This window comes from Enterobacter sp. Y17 (genome assembly GCF_019730495.1).
In the GTDB taxonomy this organism is placed as follows: Bacteria; Pseudomonadota; Gammaproteobacteria; order Enterobacterales; family Enterobacteriaceae; genus Enterobacter; species Enterobacter asburiae_B.
In genome coordinates this window covers 200,493-219,462 of sequence record NZ_JAASKP010000002.1, presented here as the reverse complement: position 1 = coordinate 219,462, position 18,970 = coordinate 200,493, and the positions used below count along the sequence as shown (strand labels likewise).

Genomic DNA, 18,970 nt, shown 5'->3' with positions numbered 1-18,970 from the left:
AGTGATGATGATCTATTTAACCCAACGCCTGGACCACGCGCATCCGATTACCGCCAGCGTCACGCTGCCGATTGACGTGCGGGTGAAAAGCCGCGCCCGCGTAGCGCTGAACGACGGCCGCGAAGCCGGGCTGATGCTGCCGCGCGGCCTGCTGCTGCGCGGGGGCGACCTGCTGACGACCGACGATGGCAGCGAGGTCATCGAAGTGATCGCCGCGCCGGAGTCAGTTTCCGTGGTGCGCTGCGCCGATCCGTTCCTGCTCGCCCGCGCCTGTTACCACCTGGGCAACCGCCACGTGCCGCTGCAGATCATGCCCGGCGAGCTGCGCTATCACCACGACCACGTTCTCGACGACATGCTGCGCCAGTTCGGGCTGGAAGTGGCCTACGCCAGCCTGCCGTTTGAACCGGAAGCGGGCGCTTACGCCAGCGATGCCCACAGCCACAGCCATTCTCACGCTCATTCACATTAAGGATCCATCATGCGCAAGTATTTACCGCTGTTACTGCTGGCTTTTTCCGTTCCCGCGCTCGCGCATCCCGGCCACGGCACCGACAGCTTTCAGGCCGGTTTTCTCCACCCGCTGACCGGGCTCGATCATCTGCTGATGCTGGCGGGTGCAGGCGTGCTCTCGGCGCTGAGCGGTCGCAAACTCCTGCTGCCGTTTGCCACCCTCGGGATGATGCTTGTCGGCGCCATTGCGGGCAGCCTGCTCGGCGGCTTCAGCGGTATGGAGATGCTGATTATCGCCTCGCTGGCGGTATCCGGCGTGATGATGTTTAAAACTGAAAACCGTCTGCTGCTGGCGGTACCTGCCCTGGCGATGTTCCACGGCTGGGCGCACGGCGTGGAGATGTCCGGCCACAGCTTCTGGCTCTTCACCAGCGGCTTTATGCTCGCCAGCGCCATGGTGCTGTGCGCCAGCTTTGCCGCGGGGCTGCTGCTGCGCCGTCACGACGGCCTGCGTAAAACCTTCGGCGGCGGGCTGATTGTCTCCGCCCTGCTGGCGCTGATGAGCTGATGGAGCACGCCCGCCAGAGGCTGCGCCTGATGCAGCTCTCCAGCAGCAGCCTGCCGGTCGGGTCGTTTACCTGGTCGCAGGGGCTGGAGTGGGCCGTTGAGGCAGGCTGGGTTACCGACGCCGACGCGTTCAAACGCTGGCAAATCCAGCAGATGGAGCAGAGTTTTTTCTGCGTCGATCTGCCGCTGTTTATCCGCCTTTATCAGGCCTGTGAGCAACGCTCTCTTACAAATGCAAAACGCTGGACGGCATACCTTCTCGCCTGCCGGGAAACGCGCGAGCTGCGCGAAGAGGAGCGCAACCGTGGAGCGGCGTTTACGCGGCTGATTAAGAGCTGGGAACCTGACTGTCCGCCCGAATGGCTGCCGCTGTTTATGCAAAGCCAGCTCTGCGGCATGGCCTGGCTCGGCGTGCGCTGGGGCATTAGCGCGCGCGAGCTGGCGCTGAGCCTCGGCTACAGCTGGATGGAGAGCGCGGTGATGGCGGGCGTCAAGCTGGTGCCGTTTGGGCAACAGGCCGCGCAGCAGCTGATTATCGAACTGGGCGACCATTACGCCGCCGGGCTTGAACAGGCATTTTTGCGCAGCGACGACGCGCTGGGGGCAGCAACGCCGCTGTCCGCCATCGCCTCCGCGCGCCACGAAACCCAATATTCACGACTATTCCGTTCCTGAGGAGTCAACATGGCTGATTACAAACATCCCCTGCGCGTAGGCGTGGGCGGCCCGGTAGGATCGGGCAAAACCGCGCTGCTGGAAGCGCTCTGCAAGGCGATGCGCGACACGTATCACCTGGCGGTGGTCACGAACGATATCTACACCAAAGAGGATCAGCGCATCCTCACCGAGGCAGGCGCGCTTGAGCCGGAGCGCATCGTGGGCGTAGAGACGGGCGGCTGCCCGCATACCGCCATTCGTGAAGATGCGTCGATGAACCTGGCGGCGGTAGAGGCGTTAAGCGAGAAGTTCGGCAATCTGGATCTGATCTTCGTGGAAAGCGGCGGAGACAACCTGAGCGCGACGTTCAGCCCGGAGCTGGCGGATCTGACCATCTACGTGATCGACGTGGCCGAAGGGGAAAAAATCCCGCGCAAGGGCGGGCCGGGGATCACCAAATCCGATTTTCTGGTGATCAACAAAACCGACCTCGCGCCGTACGTCGGTGCGTCGCTGGAGGTGATGGAGCGCGACACCAACCGCATGCGCGGCGAGCGTCCGTGGACCTTTACCAACCTGAAGGCGGGTGACGGGTTAGCGACGATTATTGCGTTTCTGGAAGAGAAAGGGATGTTGCGGGTGTAGGGCCATAATACCCTCTCCCTGTGGGAGAGGGTTAGGGTGAGGGATTACGCCTCCGGCAGTTCCGCCAGCGGCCAGCGCGGACGCACGGACACGCTCAGGTCGGACGTTGCGCACGCGTTCAGGCGCACCATTCCCGCGTAAGCGATCATCGCGCCGTTGTCGGTGCAGAATTCCGGACGGGCATAGAACACTTCTCCGCGACGCTTTTGCATCATCTCGGCGAGCTTCGCGCGCAGCGTGCGGTTAGCGCTCACGCCACCGGCCATCACCAGACGCTTAAAGCCGGTCTGATCCAGCGCGCGCTTGCACTTGATCATCAGCGTGTCCACTACCGCATCTTCAAACGCGCGGGCGATATCGGCGCGGGTCTGCTCGCTGTCATCGTTATTGCGAATCGTATTCGCCGCGAAGGTTTTCAGCCCGGAGAAGCTGAAATCCAGCCCTGGACGGTCGGTCATCGGACGCGGGAAGACAAAGCGCCCTTCCGTTCCCTGCGACGCCATTTTTGACAGCATCGGGCCGCCCGGATAATCCAGACCCAGCAGCTTGGCGGTTTTATCGAACGCTTCACCGGCGGCGTCGTCGATCGACTCGCCCAGCAGCTCGTACTTGCCAATGCCCGTTACGCTAATCAGCTGCGTATGACCGCCGGAGACCAGCAGCGCCACAAACGGGAATTCAGGCGGATTCTCTTCCAGCATCGGCGCCAGAAGATGCCCTTCCATATGGTGAACCGGGATCGCCGGCACATCCCACGCAAACGCCAGTGAACGGCCAACCGTCGCGCCGACCAGCAGCGCGCCGACCAGGCCCGGGCCTGCGGTATAGGCCACAGCGTCGATATCGTTTGAACTCAACCCGGCCTCTTTCAGCGCCGCCTGAATCAGGGGAACCGTTTTACGCACGTGGTCACGAGAGGCCAGTTCAGGTACGACGCCGCCGTAGTCAGCGTGCAATTTCACCTGACTATACAGCTGGTTGGCCAGAAGCCCTTTTTCGTCGTCGTAAATGGCGATGCCGGTTTCATCGCAGGATGTTTCAATACCCAGTACACGCATGACTTGTTTTACCTCGTTTCAATACCGCGCAGTGTAGAGCCTGGGCGGGTTGATGTAAAACTTTGTTCGCCCCAGGAAGAAGGCTCGTGTATACTCCTCACCCTTATTAAAGTCCCTTTCAAAATCGCATCGGTGCTTTACAAAGCAGCAGCATTTGCAGTAAAATTCCGCACCATTTTGAAATAAGCTGGCGTTGATGCCAGCGGCAAACCGAATTTATTAAAGGTGAGAGTTACATGCCGGTAATTAAAGTACGTGAAAACGAGCCGTTCGACGTAGCACTGCGTCGCTTCAAACGTTCATGCGAGAAAGCAGGTGTTCTGGCTGAAGTTCGTCGTCGTGAGTTTTATGAAAAACCAACGACCGAACGTAAGCGCGCTAAAGCTTCCGCTGTGAAACGTCACGCGAAGAAACTGGCTCGCGAAAACGCACGCCGTACTCGTCTGTACTAATTGGTTGAGGGCCTCAGCCCTCAATTGACAGACAGAGTAATAGTCGTAAGGCCGTGCTTCCGGAAGGAATGCGCGGCTTGTTTTCGTTTATGAGTCACTAAAAATAACGGGGCATATGGCCGGAAGAATCCCACGCGTTTTCATCAATGACCTGCTTGCCAGAACCGACATCGTCGATCTCATCGACGCGCGGGTAAAGCTAAAAAAGCAGGGCAAGAACTACCATGCGTGCTGTCCGTTCCATAACGAAAAAACCCCCTCCTTCACCGTAAACGGTGAAAAGCAGTTCTACCATTGCTTCGGCTGTGGCGCACACGGTAATGCCGTCGATTTTTTGATGAACTACGACAAGCTCGAGTTCGTTGAAACCGTCGAAGAGCTGGCGGCGATGCATAACCTTGAAGTGCCGTATGAAGCAGGCAGTGGGCCAAGTCAGATCGAGCGCCATCAACGGCAAACGCTGTATCAACTGATGGATGGCCTGAATTCGTTTTACCAACAGTCTCTTAAGCACTCTGCGGCTGAGCCTGCGCGTCAGTATCTGAACAAGCGCGGACTGAGCGACGATGTCATTGCGCGTTTCGCTATTGGTTACGCCCCGCCCGGCTGGGACAACGTGTTAAAGCGTTTTGGCGGCAATAGCGAAGATCGTAAGTCTCTCATCGATGCAGGCATGCTGGTCACCAACGACCAGGGACGAAGCTACGACCGCTTCCGCGAACGGGTGATGTTCCCGATCCGCGACAAGCGTGGCCGGGTAATTGGTTTTGGTGGTCGCGTGCTGGGTGATGCCCTGCCGAAATACCTCAACTCCCCGGAAACCGATATTTTCCATAAGGGCCGCCAGCTGTACGGCCTTTATGAGGCGCAGCAGAATAATGCGGAACCTCCGCGTCTTCTGGTCGTCGAAGGCTATATGGACGTCGTGGCCCTGGCGCAGTACGACATCAACTACGCGGTTGCGTCGTTAGGGACGTCCACCACCGCCGATCATATTCAACTGCTGTTCAGGGTGACCAACAACGTCATCTGCTGTTACGACGGTGACCGCGCAGGGCGCGACGCCGCCTGGCGCGCGCTGGAAACCGCGCTACCCTATATGACCGACGGGCGTCAGCTACGCTTTATGTTTCTGCCCGACGGTGAAGACCCGGATACGCTGGTGCGTAAAGAGGGCAAAGCGGCGTTTGAAGCGCGGATGGAGCAGGCTCAGCCGCTCTCCACGTTTTTGTTTAACAGCCTGATGCCGCAGGTCGATTTGAGTACCCCTGACGGGCGCGCGCAGCTCAGTACGCTGGCGTTGCCGTTAATCAGCCAGGTGCCCGGCGAAACGCTTCGCATCTATCTGCGTCAGGAGTTAGGCAACAAGCTCGGCATTCTGGATGACAGCCAGCTTGAACGTTTAATGCCAAAACAGGCTGAAAACGGTGCGGTTCGCCCCGCGCCTCAGCTAAAACGCACAACCATGCGTATACTGATAGGGTTGCTGGTCCAAAACCCCGAGCTTGCGCCGCAGGTGCCATCTCTGGCGGGTTTAAACCACGAAAAATTGCCCGGACTTGGCTTATTTTCAGAACTGGTCAATACGTGTTTGTCTCAGCCAGGTCTGACCACCGGACAACTTTTAGAGCACTATCGCGGCACAAAAGAGGCCGCTACCCTTGAAAAATTGTCGATGTGGGACGATATAGCAGATAAGGACATTGCAGAAAAAACGTTCACCGACTCACTCAACCATATGTTTGATTCGATGCTTGAGCTGCGCCAGGAAGAGTTGATTGCTCGCGAGCGCACACACGGTTTAAGCAGCGAAGAACGCCGGGAGCTCTGGATGATTAACCAGGAACTGGCGAAGAAATAAAAAATTTAACGGCTTAAGTGCCGAATATCGATCGGGAAGCCCCCGGCAGCCGCACTGAGAGGCAGCGGCAAAAATATAAGTACGCCCTCGCTTTAAAGGTTGGCAGCCCCATCGCCGACACCAATCAAACGAATTAAGTGTGGATACCGTCTTATGGAGCAAAACCCGCAGTCACAGCTGAAACTTCTTGTCCAACGTGGTAAGGAGCAAGGCTATCTGACCTATGCCGAGGTCAATGACCATCTGCCGGAAGATATCGTCGATTCAGATCAAATCGAAGATATCATCCAAATGATCAATGACATGGGCATTCAGGTGATGGAAGAAGCACCGGATGCCGATGATCTGTTGCTGGCTGAAACCTCCAACAACACTGACGAAGATGCGGAAGAAGCTGCTGCACAGGTACTGTCCAGCGTGGAATCTGAAATCGGGCGTACCACTGACCCGGTCCGCATGTACATGCGCGAAATGGGTACCGTTGAACTGTTGACCCGCGAAGGCGAAATTGACATCGCAAAACGCATCGAAGACGGGATCAACCAGGTTCAGTGCTCCGTTGCCGAGTACCCGGAAGCGATCACCTATCTGCTGGAGCAGTACGATCGCGTTGAAGCGGAAGAAGCGCGCCTGTCTGACCTGATCACCGGTTTTGTCGACCCGAACGCTGAAGAAGATATGGCGCCTACCGCCACTCACGTCGGTTCTGAACTGTCTCAGGAAGAGATGGATGATGACGAAGACGAAGATGAGGAAGAGAGCGACGACGACACCGCGGACGATGACAACAGCATCGACCCGGAGCTGGCGCGTGAGAAGTTTGCCGAGCTGCGTACCCAGTACGAAGTGACGCGTGACACCATCAAAGCGAAAGGCCGCAGCCATGCCGCCGCTCAGGAAGAGATCCTGAAGCTGTCTGAAGTCTTCAAACAGTTCCGCCTGGTGCCAAAACAGTTCGACTACCTGGTGAACAGCATGCGCGTTATGATGGATCGCGTACGTACCCAGGAACGCATCATCATGAAGCTGTGCGTTGAGCAGTGCAAAATGCCGAAGAAGAACTTCATCACCCTCTTCACCGGCAACGAAACCAGCGAAACCTGGTTCAACGCGGCTATCGCAATGAACAAGCCGTGGTCTGAAAAACTGCACGACGTGAAGGACGATGTGCATCGCGGCCTGCAGAAACTGCATCAGATTGAAGAAGAGACCGGCCTGACCATCGAGCAGGTTAAAGACATCAACCGTCGTATGTCCATCGGTGAAGCGAAAGCCCGCCGTGCGAAGAAAGAGATGGTTGAAGCGAACTTGCGTCTGGTTATCTCTATCGCCAAGAAATACACCAACCGTGGTCTGCAGTTCCTGGATCTGATTCAGGAAGGCAACATCGGTCTGATGAAAGCGGTAGATAAGTTTGAATACCGTCGTGGTTACAAATTCTCCACCTACGCAACATGGTGGATCCGTCAGGCTATCACCCGCTCTATCGCGGATCAGGCGCGCACCATCCGTATTCCGGTGCATATGATTGAGACCATCAACAAGCTCAACCGTATCTCCCGCCAGATGCTGCAGGAGATGGGCCGCGAGCCGACGCCGGAAGAGTTGGCCGAGCGCATGCTGATGCCGGAAGACAAGATCCGTAAAGTGCTGAAGATCGCCAAAGAGCCAATCTCCATGGAAACACCAATCGGTGATGATGAAGATTCGCATCTGGGTGATTTCATTGAGGATACCACCCTCGAGCTGCCGCTGGACTCTGCGACCACCGAGAGCCTGCGCGCTGCGACGCACGACGTTCTGGCTGGCCTGACCGCCCGTGAAGCAAAAGTCCTGCGTATGCGTTTCGGTATTGATATGAACACCGACCACACGCTGGAAGAAGTGGGTAAACAGTTCGACGTTACCCGCGAACGTATCCGTCAGATCGAAGCGAAGGCGCTGCGTAAGCTGCGTCATCCAAGCCGCTCTGAAGTGCTGCGTAGCTTCCTGGACGACTAATCGGTCCTGACAGTGAAAAAGCTCCCTTCGGGGAGCTTTTTTTTTGTTTATTCCCTCTCCCTGTGGGAAAGGGTAAGGGTGAGGGCATCAGGCCTCAGAGGATTACAGCCCCCGCACCATCAGCGCCTCATCCAGCTCGCGATACGCTTCCACCAGCTTATCCAGCGTCGCCCTGTTGAGCCCGCTCGGGTTCGGCAGCACCCACACCTGCGTCACGCCAATCGTGATGCTCTGCTTGCCCCACTGCGTTCCACGCTGGCTAAACGCCTGCTCGTAGGCCTGCTTGCCGAGGATCGCCAGCGCGGCCGGCTGATAATCCTCTATCTTCTTGATCAGCTCCCGCCCGCCGCTGCGCAGCTCATGCAGGTTAACCTCACTCGCCTGTACCGTAGGCCGCTCGACCAGCATGGTAATTCCGCAGCGCGTGTCCAGCAAATGCTGTTCCTCTTCGGGCTTGAGTAGCCTGTCGGTAAACCCGGCCTGGTAGATCGCCTTCCAGAAGCGATTGCCCGGATGGGCAAAGTGAAAACCGGTGTGCGCCGAGGACTTACCCGGGTTGATTCCGCAGAACACCACCCGCAGTCCTGGGGCCAGAATATCGTTGATCATCTTTACTCCCGCTCGATACATCGTCAGGGAAGTATAAAGGATTGATTATGCGTTGTTTATAAAAACAGCAGGCAGGTATGAATGGCTGGATTGCTGCGGGGAGTTACTTTATAATTCACCGCCACGGCCCCTTAGCTCAGTGGTTAGAGCAGGCGACTCATAATCGCTTGGTCGCTGGTTCAAGTCCAGCAGGGGCCACCAAATTTTACCTTTAAAATCATATAATTAAGCCATCCAAAACGGGATGGCTTTTTGCTATGAAGCGTCACTGTCCCCTTTTCGTCCCCTTTGCTTCTGAAGTGAGGGCATGTAGCTATTCGAAAGTACCTAAAGAAAGAGGGAGAACGAACATGGATTTGAAAAAAAAAGCTCTGATTTTTTTAAGAACCAACCCACATTTTGGTCCTGCAATGCTTCTCTTTTGCTTAGGGGGTATTTTTCTTACAACATCCAGATTTGCTATCGTTTCTGGGGCTTTGTTTGGTGCTGGGGCTTCGTTATTAGGCGCATGGATTTCTGACTTTAACACTAGAAAAAGAGAATCCAGTGCCAAGATTCAAAAGGACGAGGATGCTGTACAATACCTCACTCCCGAGTTGTTAAGAACAATAGTCCGGGTGTTGAAGATTCAAGAAAGAGCAATTATCAATTACAGTGCTAATGCTTCTGAGAACAACAAAAATGGCGAGCTCAGACTTCCGCTTAATCCAAACATTCACAATCTTGTTAAGCTAGGCGACCTCAAAGAAGATTTTATTCCCCATCTCCCACTTTTATATCCAAATACAAGTCAGTTCAAAGATCTGAGCGGAAACAAAGCAATAAAATTAGTGCTTTACTACGATTCTCTTTTTGAACTTGAAATGTTCGTCAAAGACTGGTGGAGAAGAGAAGGCCAAGTACCGTCTAATTTATTTAATCAAATTAGCCACCTTTCAGAAAACAGCTTAAGGCTGGCTTTAGATTGTTTAGCTGAACTTGGGATTAACCACAGCATCTATGACTCACCTCACACTGGCACTGTTCCCGAAAGAATAAGTAAAGCACTTACATATGCATCTCAAACAAGAGAACGCTGTTACGCAGATTTTCTAAAAGCAAAATCTACTCGCCAACCCGGGAAGTAGAACAAGAATAGCTTATAGACAAAGCGTATCTCGCCATCGAAAAGGATTGCGGCTTGTCTACATGTTGCGTGATTTTTCAGTTATGTGTTTAATGCGGGAACTCACCAACCCGCATCATTCAAAGAGTTATAGGTTCATCTTCTTCGGTTCATCACAACCTCTTGATCTTCCCCTTTGTACTTAAAATTGATTTACTCCTTAATTTTCTGATGGTTATGATTGTTTCTCAATTCTTTACTGATCCTTGAAAGTGAAAAATACTGAGATTCTTTTCAATCTTTTCAGTTTCGGATTTCCGCAAAGCAGCCAGCACTGGTGCGGTCTGGCGATGCAGTTTGAATAAAAATAAAACTGAAAAATTTTTATGATCCAAAAATCGCAGGCGGGTGCGGTGTAGTGCGATTTTTGTCTGCGAAAGATTTTTTTTTGCCATGCTGTGACGCTCCAGCGCTCTGCTGTCGGTACGATCTACTTTCAGTGTGGAGCTGACTGCCTGAAAGGCTGGAACACGCCAGAGCGCTTCTGGTTGCGCGTGATAAAGTCTGTTTGTGAGGATAGAGAGGAGACATTCCCGGTGGGGGATGAGGGGCATAAAAAAACCCGCTTTCGCGGGTTATGTTCTGGACAGGTTTACTTGCCAATAACCGGGGAGTATTTGCCGTTTAGCGTGTCCGCTTTCGCTCCGGTGCTCCGGATGGCTCCCGCGTTGGTCGGTGCTCCCGTGTTGCTGTGTGTGTGGCTTGCCGTTTGCTCTGCCAGCTCTTTAACCACATCGAGCGTGTCGAGCATCAGCTGTGCCACGTTGATTGTGCCAGAGCCAATCCATACCACTGGGGCAATAATCTGCTGTTGCACGGCCGCCACACTTTTACGTATTTGCCCAATTTTCTCGATCAGGTCTTTACCCGTTGTGACTGTCTGGCTCCCGGCTATGTCCGTTTCATCATTGCCGCCGATACTCACCACGCGGTTATTTACTGCCTGGCTGTAATCGCCTGTACATACCTGTTGAATGGCTCCGGCCATCAGCGTGGACGTGCCCAGCACCGTAACTTTGTCCGTGGTCTTAATGTTAGTTTCCCGGCTGACCAGCTCCCGCAGTTCCGTATCGGCCTTAACCATCCGCGCCATAGATGTTTCACTTATCGTCTGGTCTGTCTGCCTCACCCAGTCGCCCGCCTGGGTGACGCGCTGCGACACGTCCGCACGCTGCTGTTGCAGCTGCTCACCAGGCTGGATATCCGGTAAGCTTGTTCCCTCCGGCACGGTCTGCCGCACAAAGGGCTTATCCGGCCTTCCGCCAGTAAAAGCAATTTCAACCAGCGTCCCTTCAGGGGGAAACTGGAACATCCCGGAATCGTTACCTGCCATAGGAACCGGCAGAGGTACAGCTGAGTAAACAGGCGTGTCTTTATCCGGGTTGCCGTCCGCGTCTAACAGCTGTACATCTACCGCATAACGAGGACGGAACGGATCGGAGAAATTGCCGCTTTTGACCGCTTCAACGGGATTCATGACGCGGGCGAATTTTGGTAAATGCATCCCGGATGCCAGCTCCGGATAATGGCTTTCAATCTGGCGCTGCACGGGCGTTTTCTGGAGTGCCTGACCCGTTGAGCGGTTGCGCGGCGTCCAGGTCACAGCCATGGTGTCATTGTGCATGTGGACTTTTGTCACCCTCTCCCCGTTCAGATCCACGCCGGGGCGCAAACTCTGCACCAGGGGAAGCGTCATGGAGTTCCCGCCAGCCGCCCCCTGGTTAAATTCATGGGGGATCTCAATCGGGCGATCAGCAAACAGTGCTTTTTCCGCACCGCCCATATATACCGCGCCGTCCGGCAGCTGATACCAGACGTAATCCGTAATGCCGAAAGCCTTTCCGAGATTATCCAGCAGCTGATACCCCGTCCCGCTGTGGGTGAAATGTGGGATCGGACGGTCTGAATATTCTGTATCCGGAACGCTGAAGGTCAGGCCGCTGTGCTCTGTAAGCCAGCTGGCTATATCGCGCAGCGTAGGATGCTGGAACGAGCATGGCCACAGACGTTCAAACACACCGACCAGCTCACGAACAAACAACCGCTGGAAACCATTTTCAGCAGGTTGCGAGCGCTCCACATACCCGGTGAACCAGCGCAAAACCTGATCGGTATAACCCACATCGAGACGCACCAGTTTGCCTGTGTAATCCTGCGTTGTTCCGGCAGTAATAAACCCCCGGCCGCAGCTGTTCAGCTCCAGAACCAGGCTGGCATCAGCCAGGTGGATTTCATCCGTTGAAAGGTACAGGCGTTTAATCGGCTTCATTTTTTATACCAGCGCATCATTTACGGGCTTGAGTACCTTGCGTTCAAACCACGTCAGTTTTTCTTCATCCTCACCAGCTACCTGGCCTCCGTTCTTGCCGCTGCCACTTCCTGGCGTTTGTTTCACGGCTTTGTTTTTGCCGCTTGCCCTGGCCTCACGTTTTTCCTGCACGCTGATAACAAAAGCTTTCATGGATATCCCTCACATCATGCCGCTGGCGCTGGTAGTAACGATATCGACGGCAGCAGCGAGAACCGGCGCAGAGTGGAGATGGCTTTCAACGGTGTAAGCCAGGACGGAAAGGGAACGGATAGCATCACGGGCACGATCGAGAATTTGTGTGCGGCGTGCTGCTGTCATACGCTCAGTCGATACAGCTTCCCCAGCGATTGCCCCCACATTGGCGCTGGCACTCAAAGCGCAAAACTGCATATTGGCTTCAGTGGCGTTATTAACAGGAATGGACGGAAGGCAGTTAATCTGCCCCAGCATTCCGTCCAATAAATGCGCATCTTCGGTGTAATCGGTGATAGCCAAAAGCTCATCGCAGGTCAGGCGGTGCGGTTGAACCGGATTCAACTTATTGCGGAGGATCTGCGGACGCATCCCAACGGCAGCGGCTACATCTTCCAGATTGTGCGACAGCGCAAACGCTCGGCAAGCTGCATCAAAGTGAGCATGTTTAGAAGTCTGATAATCAAACATTGTTAGCTCCTCCCTAATCCGTACGATGAATTACGCGTTAAGCGAAACATCACATTCGCTTAACGCCATTACGGTTAAGGCGGCCATGTTCACTTCAACCAGCCCTTTTTTCTGTGCACCTTTAGGCTTGATAGGGAGTTTTCCGTAGGAAATCAAATACTCAGCAGTACTTCGCGACATGCCAATACGGCGGCAATATTCATCAAGTGGAAAGTATGGATCGGGGATCACGATTGTAATGTTGGGACGCATAATGCAAACTCCTCTTGTTGTGGATACGCCAATATCCACTGTTATTAACCTGCATTCGTAAAAAGCTACAAGAAGGAGAAACCAGATCGTATTAAGCGACAAATAAATCGATTCATCGCATTTTACGAAAAGCTGACTAAATTATGGGCAAATTCTCTTACGGACAAATCAGCCACAGCAGTGAAGTACTCGACAGAGTGATTAATGCTTATGGCTTTACGTCTAAGCTGATGCTTGCCGATCACTTTGGAATGGCATCGAGTAGCCTGGCTGGATGCTACAAACGAGGCGGCTTTCCCGCTGACATGGTAGTTAGGTGTGTAGCTGAAACTGGCGCATCGTTAGAATGGCTTGCTACAGGTCAAGGCAGGAAATTTGACGACGAAGAACTCGACATTATAAAAATGCCTCGTCGAAAAATCGTTGATGGCCTTCTTTACGATGCTGGCATGTACATGTTGGATAAGGTCTCATTCCTCCCGGGAGTCCCTTTACCTAAGTCCCCAAACTGCGTCCTAGAAGGTAATAGCCAATTTATCGTGGATACCTTATTTACTGAGGTTTATGACGATCAGTGGTTGGTTGAAATTGAAGATAAAATAAGCATTCGCACACTTACCCGCATCCCAATTAAGAAAGTCAGAGTAAGTGGCGTCGGCATGGCCTTTGATTGTGCAATAGAAGATATAAAAATTCTTGGTAGGGTTGTATTAACAATAAGATAAGCATAAGGATTTGAAGATGATTGACTACAAAAAAGCATCAAAAGACCAACTCAAAGCGGAGATGAAACGCTTAGCTGGCGTTGTATCTGACACGCCCTTTGGTACAAAAAAAGAATTCTTTCACCTCCCTGAAATTTTGAACTCGGGCGAACGTCCGGTGGCCATTGCCAGTGGCATGATGGACGGCAACACCTGGCTCATCACACTGACAAATAAACGCGTAATTTTCCTTGATAAAGGCATGATTTTTGGTGTTAAGCAGGTTGACATCAACCTCAACAACATTGTGAGCGTAGGCGGCAAGACGGGGCTTATGTTTGGTGAAATTATGATTTCTACTAGCGGCCAAAACTACACAATCAAAAATGTCATGAAAGGCTCAGTTATACCCTTCACAAATTTAGTGAACGAAACAAAAAACTCTCTGAACTCCCCTGCTTCGCAACAACAAGAACCGACCAAAGACACTGAATCATTCGATGATCAAATGGCGAAAATTGAACGTCTTGCAAAAATGAAAGAAGAAGGGATTCTTACAGAAGAAGAATTCCAGCAGCAGAAAAAACTCATTTTGAATGGTTAATTTATGTCTGTAAGAAAGTTAGCTAACGGCCAATGGGTTGCTGATTTTTACACTGTAGACAGAACTGATGGTAAAGACGGCAAGCGGGTTCGTAGGAAGTTTGCAACTAAAGGCGAAGCGCTGGCGTTTGAAAATTACACACTGCAAAAATTTGAGGACACGCCCTGGTTAGGCCAGGGCAAAGACAAACGCCGTCTTTCGGATCTAGTCCATCTCTGTTTTGAGCGCCACGGAATAACTTTGCGTGACGGCGAGAAACGTAAAAGCACCATGCTCTGGGCAGATCAGTACATGGGGTCGCCCCTGGCTACGGAATTCTCAGCCCAGCTTTTCACCGCGTACCGGGCAAAAAGGCTCGATGGCCATTTTGCCCGTACTAAGCGTGTTACTCAGGTTTCGCCTCGCACCATGAACTTAGAGCACGCGTATTCCCTCTCTGTATTCAATGAATTGAAACGGCTTGGTGAATGGGAAGCGCCAAACCCGTTAGAAAACATTCGACAGTTCAGAACAGAAGAAAGTGAGATGGCCTTTCTTACTGGAGAGCAGATTGACAGGCTCTTAGAAGAAAGCCGCCACAGCTCTGCTAAAGATTTGGAGATGATTGTCAGAATTTGCCTGTCTACTGGCGCTCGCTGGGGAGAGGCTGAGAAACTAAAGCGCAGCCAAATCGGTGCTGGGAAGGTCACATTTATAAAAACGAAAGGTAAGCGCAACCGCACAATACCATTAGACCCAGCAATCATAGCTGAACTGCCAAAAAAGAATGGAGCGCTTTTTAGTCCGTGTTATTACGCTTTTAGATCTGCTCTGGAAAGAGCTAGAATTGCATTACCGGCCGGGCAGTTGACGCACATTCTCAGACATACATTTGCATCCCATTTTATGATGAACGGCGGCAACATATTAGTCCTTCAAAAAACCCTCGGACACACCGATATCAAAATGACAATGCGTTACGCTCGTTTCGCGCCAAACCACTTAGAAGAAGCATTGAGATTAAATCCTTTAAATAACATTCACAAAAGAGAAATCCAATGAACAAAAACAACCTAGAACTATATTTAGATTATTATCTAGGACTGGACGCGCCGGGTTTTGCTGTTCTAGTTACTGGTGAATGGGGTTCAGGAAAGACGTTCCAAGTAATGAAAGCAATACCTCATGAATTACAATGTCATGTAAGTTTATTCGGAATCAGCGACTCCCAAGAAGTTTATAACACAGTATTTGCTAAAATGTTTCCCGGCAAAAACCTTGCCAAGAAGTTAATAGACATAACAAAGGATCTATCTGCCGAACTGAATGGAGTTACCTTCGGCGCAGGTTCCTTAGCCGGAAATATACTTAGTCCACTAATCAAACTAACTGTCGATCGGAATAAAATAATAATCTTTGATGACCTTGAGCGTTGCCCAATGTCGAACAAAGAAATATTTGGCGTTATAAATCAGTATATTGAACATCATCAATGCAAGGTAATCATACTAGCTCATGACAAAGAAACTCATGATGATTTCATCAAAACCAAAGAAAAAATCATAGGTCACACAATACAAATCGAACCTCAAATTGATGATGCAGCTGGTGTTTTCTTTAGTGAAAAATTCAAACTGAATAATTTCAACGCCATAAAGCCAGTAATAATTGGTGCATTTTTAAAAACCAATTGCAAGTCACTGAGGATATTAAAATATTTAATCAACGATTGTCATAGACTTCTTGAGTGTCTTGAGCCTATTCATTTAAAAAATACTATAGCAATGAAAGCGCTCTTCAATTTCTTTTGCATAGTTAATATTGAACATAAAATGGGGAATATAAGCACTGTTGATATAGAAGAAATCCCACAGGACTATATTCAATACGCGATTATCTTACAACAACAAGATGCCCACCAACCTGAATTAGATGAACCAACAAAAAAAAGAATAGCATTTTATCGCAAGTATAATGACATGGATTTAAGAAGCGATATTTTAGACCACGAGTTAACGGCCAAAATAATTAAAACTGGTGACTACCCAAAAGAAGAAATAATAAAGTCTCTAGGTGTATCAAAATTTTTTATTCGTAAATTTGACAACCCACCGTGGCTAACAATAATTAACTTTGATAATCAAGAGAGCACAAATGTAAGGACAGCCATTGTTGAAATGTTTGATAAATTTGAAGAAAACACAATGACTGACATAGGGGAAATAATGCATAGCTTCTGCTTATCTTATATGCTCTCTGAAAAAAAAGAAATCGAATATAGTTTTGAAGATTTATTTAATTCTCAAGAAAATTACATTAACACTCTTTTAGAAAAAGATTTACTACTTCCTGAACCATTAAATCCCGGGCCATTCATTGATGATATATACGAGCGTTCATATACACATACGTATTGGATAAGCGACTCATACAGAGATTACATTAACAGAATCGTTGAACATATAAGAAAATGCAGAAAAATAGCTCAAATCAAAAGGTATCCAATTTATGTTAATGAAATCCTTGAAGCATTAGATACTAATATAGAATATTTTAAGAAGTTACTGATTGGTACTCCCAATGAAGCTGGATTATATTCTAATATAGATATTATGAATTATATTGACCCCGACAATTTCATTGATCACTGGCTTAAACTTCCTGTTGAACTATGGAGTAAGGTTGGTTCGATCTTAAATGTTCGTTACAGAGGGGCTGCACATAACAATCTTGCTAATGAAAAGCAATGGGTGCAAACGGTCTGTGATAATCTCCTTATTAAAGCGGGATTACATAGAGGATTAGATCAATACAGAATCGAAAGGCTTGTACTACACCCTGCGTTAAAGTCTTTCTAGTGTCGCAAAAGTGTCGCACGAACTTAAGATTATTGGCCAACTTTGGTGGATATTGATTTTTTATATTATTGATTTCTAATCAAAAAATTGATTTTACATGTTTTCACATGGTTCTCATAATCGCTTGGTCGCTGGTTCAAGTCCAGCAGGGGCCACCAAATTTTAGTTTTAGAATCATATGATTAAGCCACTCAATTGAGTGGCTTTTTTATTGATTTTTTGAGCCGGCAACGCAGCCGCTAACCGTGGTTTAGCGAAGCCGTTCGGACACGCTCAGAGGCGCCCGGGGTCGCGATCAGGCGCTCCACGGACTCCATCGTCACGAACGTACAGCTGCAGTCTACATTGGTGCACTGGTGATAGCGCTCTTTGGTATTTTCACTTAGATAGCGACTGGTACGCGCATGCGCAGAGTGCTTGCACTTAGGACAATGAAACATGTACCCCTCCACTTGATTCACACTTTGTGAATCAATAATACCCAAAATAAAACCAATAGCAACTACATTACTCACTATCAACAGTAAATTTTTCGTCGCTGACGTTCAGCTCAAGCTTAAGCTGCGTGGTAAATCCGCTATCGTTGAGGGTATGCACCACCTCGCTGATGATCCACGCCTGCTCGTCGATGACGCGTTTAAAACCGTTTACCAGTACCGGCGTTTCGGGGAACAGATCGGCGCGTCCCAGGGCAAGCTGGATGGAAAACTCTACGGTTCCCCGCTGAAGCGCGCGCCACTTCGCCTCTGCGGCCCTGAGCGCCTGCTCTTCAGAGGCATAAACCGTGGTGAGCTCAAATACGTTTTCCGCCGATCCCACCAGCCTCTCTTGCGGTTTCTGCTCCTTGCCTGCTGCTCCCGCTACCGGTGCGGCGGCATCCGGGTGCTGCAGTGCTTCTGTCTGCTGCCCTCTGGACTGACGAGCAATACTCAATTGAGGATTTTGTTGTTTGGGGTCACGCGTTTGCAGCCATTTGGCCGTTACGCCGGAATAATTTTCACGGTCAGCTATGGAAAAAAGGTGCTTATCTCCATCCCCACGTTCAATCATCATTAAGGAAAGCGGAGTGCCGCTGGCCGTCACGGCCTGGCCCGCTTTCATAAAGATAATCTTCCCGGCTTTGATTGAAACAAATGCTCCATTACGTTCAGCAAGGCGGGAGAGGAAGGCCGCGTCTGTCTCCTGAGACTGGTCAATATGAGAGATGGCGATGGATGCAAGCCCCGACGCGACGCTGGCGGTCAACTGGTTACGCTGAGCGATGGTATCGACTATCGCGCCAATCGTCGTGTCATGCCACGACTGTTCGCGCCGCACGTTTAGCTTTCCACGAAAATCTGCGCTGAATCCCTGGATGGTCAGCGTGTCCGGCGCGCCCCGGAAATGAATCGCATCAATCGTAAAGTCCCCTTTCTCCTCGAGCGGGGTTCCCTCCCATCCCAGCCATAAGGACAGCCTTGCCCCCCGGGCAGGCAAGTCCAGCAGCCCGTCGGAATCATCCAGCAGAATATCCAGCTGATCGGCTTCCAGCCCCCGTTTGTCGGCCATGGTCAGGCTGATAAGACGATGGCTGAAATTTTGCGTGATATCACGATCGTCAAGCTTAAGCATAAAATCAGGGGCGATTTTTCCACCCGCCCGGATATTCATTTCGGTGATCATCCCACCAGCCCTCCAATGCTATTCCGTGCGCTTTCCACCAGCTCTGAGGCCTGCGTTCGCAGGTCGCCAAACGTCGTCATCAGCGATTCGTCCACGCGTTTTAGCGACAGGGTAAACTCAATTTTTCGGGCGGTACCGTCACTGTAAAAATCCGAATGCGTGTGCGTGACTTTCTCAATGACAAACATGCCGTGAATGATGCCGGTACCGTCTATCAACGGCCATGCCCGCCCCTCATTTGCCATCAGCTCAACCGCCTTGAGGGAAAGCCGCCCTCCCGTGAGTTCCGGGTAAAGTAAGCCGGAGAGGCTAAAGGATGTCTCACCTTCGCCAAGGTACTGCCAGGCTTTGGGTTTCCCGATGCGAGCGCTGGATGCCCAGCGGTAGTCTTTTGTGAATATCATTGACTGATACGGTAAGGTTCGTCGTTCAAAGACAAACAGACCCAGCACCATTAACATTTTTTCTC

The 18,970-nt window shown here is 51.1% G+C and carries 22 protein-coding genes and 1 tRNA gene; 13 read left to right on the top strand and 10 right to left on the bottom strand.

Translation table 11 applies throughout. The features are described 5' to 3' along the window. Positions 1-7: 7 nt before the first annotated feature. Genes ureE through ureG form a run of 4 tightly spaced genes read left to right on the top strand, consistent with a single transcriptional unit; the run spans position 8 to position 2,322 of the window. Positions 8-472 carry an urease accessory protein UreE gene (ureE, locus tag HCH49_RS15380; RefSeq protein WP_032640519.1) on the top strand — a complete coding sequence of 155 codons (465 nt, stop codon included), beginning with the start codon at positions 8-10 and terminating at the stop codon, positions 470-472. Between the two features lie 9 nt (positions 473-481). After that, entirely contained in the window at positions 482-1,021 is a 540-nt protein-coding gene (locus tag HCH49_RS15375) for a HupE/UreJ family protein (RefSeq protein ID WP_221702953.1), read from the top strand. Further along, positions 1,021-1,695, top strand: a complete 675-nt coding sequence (locus tag HCH49_RS15370) for an urease accessory protein UreF (protein ID WP_063409301.1) — start codon at positions 1,021-1,023, stop codon at positions 1,693-1,695. Before HCH49_RS15375 ends, HCH49_RS15370 begins: the two co-directional genes overlap by 1 nt. Positions 1,696-1,704: 9 nt before the next feature. Next, complete coding sequence (ureG, locus tag HCH49_RS15365) at positions 1,705-2,322, top strand: urease accessory protein UreG (RefSeq protein WP_014071813.1); 618 nt, start codon at positions 1,705-1,707, stop codon at positions 2,320-2,322. A 44-nt stretch (positions 2,323-2,366) separates the two neighbouring features. Here the strand turns inward: ureG and tsaD are convergent, their stop codons facing one another. Beyond that, entirely contained in the window at positions 2,367-3,380 is a 1,014-nt protein-coding gene (tsaD, locus tag HCH49_RS15360; protein ID WP_221702952.1) for a tRNA (adenosine(37)-N6)-threonylcarbamoyltransferase complex transferase subunit TsaD, read from the bottom strand. Between the two features lie 236 nt (positions 3,381-3,616). Here tsaD and rpsU point away from each other — a divergent pair, with 236 nt between their 5' ends. From rpsU to rpoD, 3 genes are all read left to right on the top strand, one after another. Further along, positions 3,617-3,832: a 30S ribosomal protein S21 gene (gene rpsU / locus HCH49_RS15355; RefSeq protein WP_001144069.1), complete on the top strand. Its 216-nt coding sequence runs from the start codon at positions 3,617-3,619 to the stop codon at positions 3,830-3,832. 115 nt (positions 3,833-3,947) lie between these two features. Continuing rightward, positions 3,948-5,693, top strand: a complete 1,746-nt coding sequence (dnaG, locus tag HCH49_RS15350) for a DNA primase (protein ID WP_023333458.1) — start codon at positions 3,948-3,950, stop codon at positions 5,691-5,693. Positions 5,694-5,846: 153 nt separating this feature from the next. Then, positions 5,847-7,694 (top strand): RNA polymerase sigma factor RpoD, encoded by a 1,848-nt coding sequence (gene rpoD, locus HCH49_RS15345; RefSeq protein ID WP_023309228.1) that lies wholly within the window; start codon positions 5,847-5,849, stop codon positions 7,692-7,694. A gap of 102 nt (positions 7,695-7,796) precedes the next feature. Here the strand turns inward: rpoD and mug are convergent, their stop codons facing one another. After that, entirely contained in the window at positions 7,797-8,303 is a 507-nt protein-coding gene (gene mug / locus HCH49_RS15340; protein ID WP_221702951.1) for a G/U mismatch-specific DNA glycosylase, read from the bottom strand. Between the two features lie 125 nt (positions 8,304-8,428). On the opposite strand from mug, the gene HCH49_RS15335 reads away from it, so the two are divergent. Then, a tRNA-Ile gene (locus HCH49_RS15335) sits at positions 8,429-8,504 on the top strand. A 149-nt stretch (positions 8,505-8,653) separates the two neighbouring features. Continuing rightward, entirely contained in the window at positions 8,654-9,430 is a 777-nt protein-coding gene (locus HCH49_RS15330) for a hypothetical protein (RefSeq protein ID WP_221702950.1), read from the top strand. A gap of 226 nt (positions 9,431-9,656) precedes the next feature. On the opposite strand, the gene HCH49_RS22245 is transcribed toward HCH49_RS15330, so the two are convergent. From HCH49_RS22245 to HCH49_RS15305, 5 genes are read right to left on the bottom strand one after another with little or no spacing between them, the layout of a single operon-like run. Continuing rightward, positions 9,657-10,022 (bottom strand): hypothetical protein, encoded by a 366-nt coding sequence (locus tag HCH49_RS22245; RefSeq protein ID WP_260454144.1) that lies wholly within the window; start codon positions 10,020-10,022, stop codon positions 9,657-9,659. Positions 10,023-10,060: 38 nt separating this feature from the next. Beyond that, complete coding sequence (locus HCH49_RS15320; protein ID WP_221702949.1) at positions 10,061-11,737, bottom strand: phage baseplate assembly protein V; 1,677 nt, start codon at positions 11,735-11,737, stop codon at positions 10,061-10,063. Positions 11,738-11,740: 3 nt separating this feature from the next. Next, positions 11,741-11,929 carry a hypothetical protein gene (locus HCH49_RS15315; RefSeq protein ID WP_221702999.1) on the bottom strand — a complete coding sequence of 63 codons (189 nt, stop codon included), beginning with the start codon at positions 11,927-11,929 and terminating at the stop codon, positions 11,741-11,743. Positions 11,930-11,938: 9 nt separating this feature from the next. Then, the gene (locus tag HCH49_RS15310) at positions 11,939-12,442 is read right to left on the bottom strand and encodes a phage regulatory CII family protein (protein ID WP_221702948.1); all 504 of its coding nucleotides are present in this window, start codon (positions 12,440-12,442) and stop codon (positions 11,939-11,941) included. 30 nt (positions 12,443-12,472) lie between these two features. After that, positions 12,473-12,694 (bottom strand): regulator, encoded by a 222-nt coding sequence (locus HCH49_RS15305; protein WP_221702947.1) that lies wholly within the window; start codon positions 12,692-12,694, stop codon positions 12,473-12,475. A gap of 143 nt (positions 12,695-12,837) precedes the next feature. Between HCH49_RS15305 and HCH49_RS15300 the strand changes: the two genes are divergently transcribed. Genes HCH49_RS15300 through HCH49_RS15285 form a run of 4 tightly spaced genes read left to right on the top strand, consistent with a single transcriptional unit; the run spans position 12,838 to position 16,839 of the window. Beyond that, positions 12,838-13,419: a phage repressor protein CI gene (locus tag HCH49_RS15300; RefSeq protein ID WP_221702946.1), complete on the top strand. Its 582-nt coding sequence runs from the start codon at positions 12,838-12,840 to the stop codon at positions 13,417-13,419. Positions 13,420-13,435: 16 nt separating this feature from the next. After that, entirely contained in the window at positions 13,436-14,002 is a 567-nt protein-coding gene (locus HCH49_RS15295) for a PH domain-containing protein (protein WP_221702945.1), read from the top strand. Between the two features lie 3 nt (positions 14,003-14,005). After that, complete coding sequence (locus HCH49_RS15290) at positions 14,006-15,043, top strand: tyrosine-type recombinase/integrase (RefSeq protein ID WP_221702944.1); 1,038 nt, start codon at positions 14,006-14,008, stop codon at positions 15,041-15,043. Next, on the top strand, positions 15,040-16,839 hold the full coding sequence (locus HCH49_RS15285; protein ID WP_221702943.1) for a KAP family NTPase: 1,800 nt from the start codon (positions 15,040-15,042) through the stop codon (positions 16,837-16,839). Before HCH49_RS15290 ends, HCH49_RS15285 begins: the two co-directional genes overlap by 4 nt. A gap of 239 nt (positions 16,840-17,078) precedes the next feature. Here HCH49_RS15285 and HCH49_RS15280 read toward each other — a convergent pair whose 3' ends face one another. The 3 genes from HCH49_RS15280 to HCH49_RS15270 all read right to left on the bottom strand — a co-directional run bounded on the left by HCH49_RS15280 (position 17,079) and on the right by HCH49_RS15270 (position 18,962). Continuing rightward, a complete protein-coding gene (locus HCH49_RS15280; protein WP_029741756.1) occupies positions 17,079-17,279 on the bottom strand; it encodes an ogr/Delta-like zinc finger family protein in 201 nt (66 codons plus the stop codon). 67 nt (positions 17,280-17,346) lie between these two features. Further along, the gene (locus tag HCH49_RS15275) at positions 17,347-18,501 is read right to left on the bottom strand and encodes a phage late control D family protein (protein ID WP_221702942.1); all 1,155 of its coding nucleotides are present in this window, start codon (positions 18,499-18,501) and stop codon (positions 17,347-17,349) included. Next, entirely contained in the window at positions 18,498-18,962 is a 465-nt protein-coding gene (locus tag HCH49_RS15270; protein WP_023309232.1) for a phage tail protein, read from the bottom strand. The genes HCH49_RS15275 and HCH49_RS15270 overlap by 4 nt, the downstream gene beginning before the upstream one ends. Between the last annotated feature and the right edge of the window lie 8 nt (positions 18,963-18,970).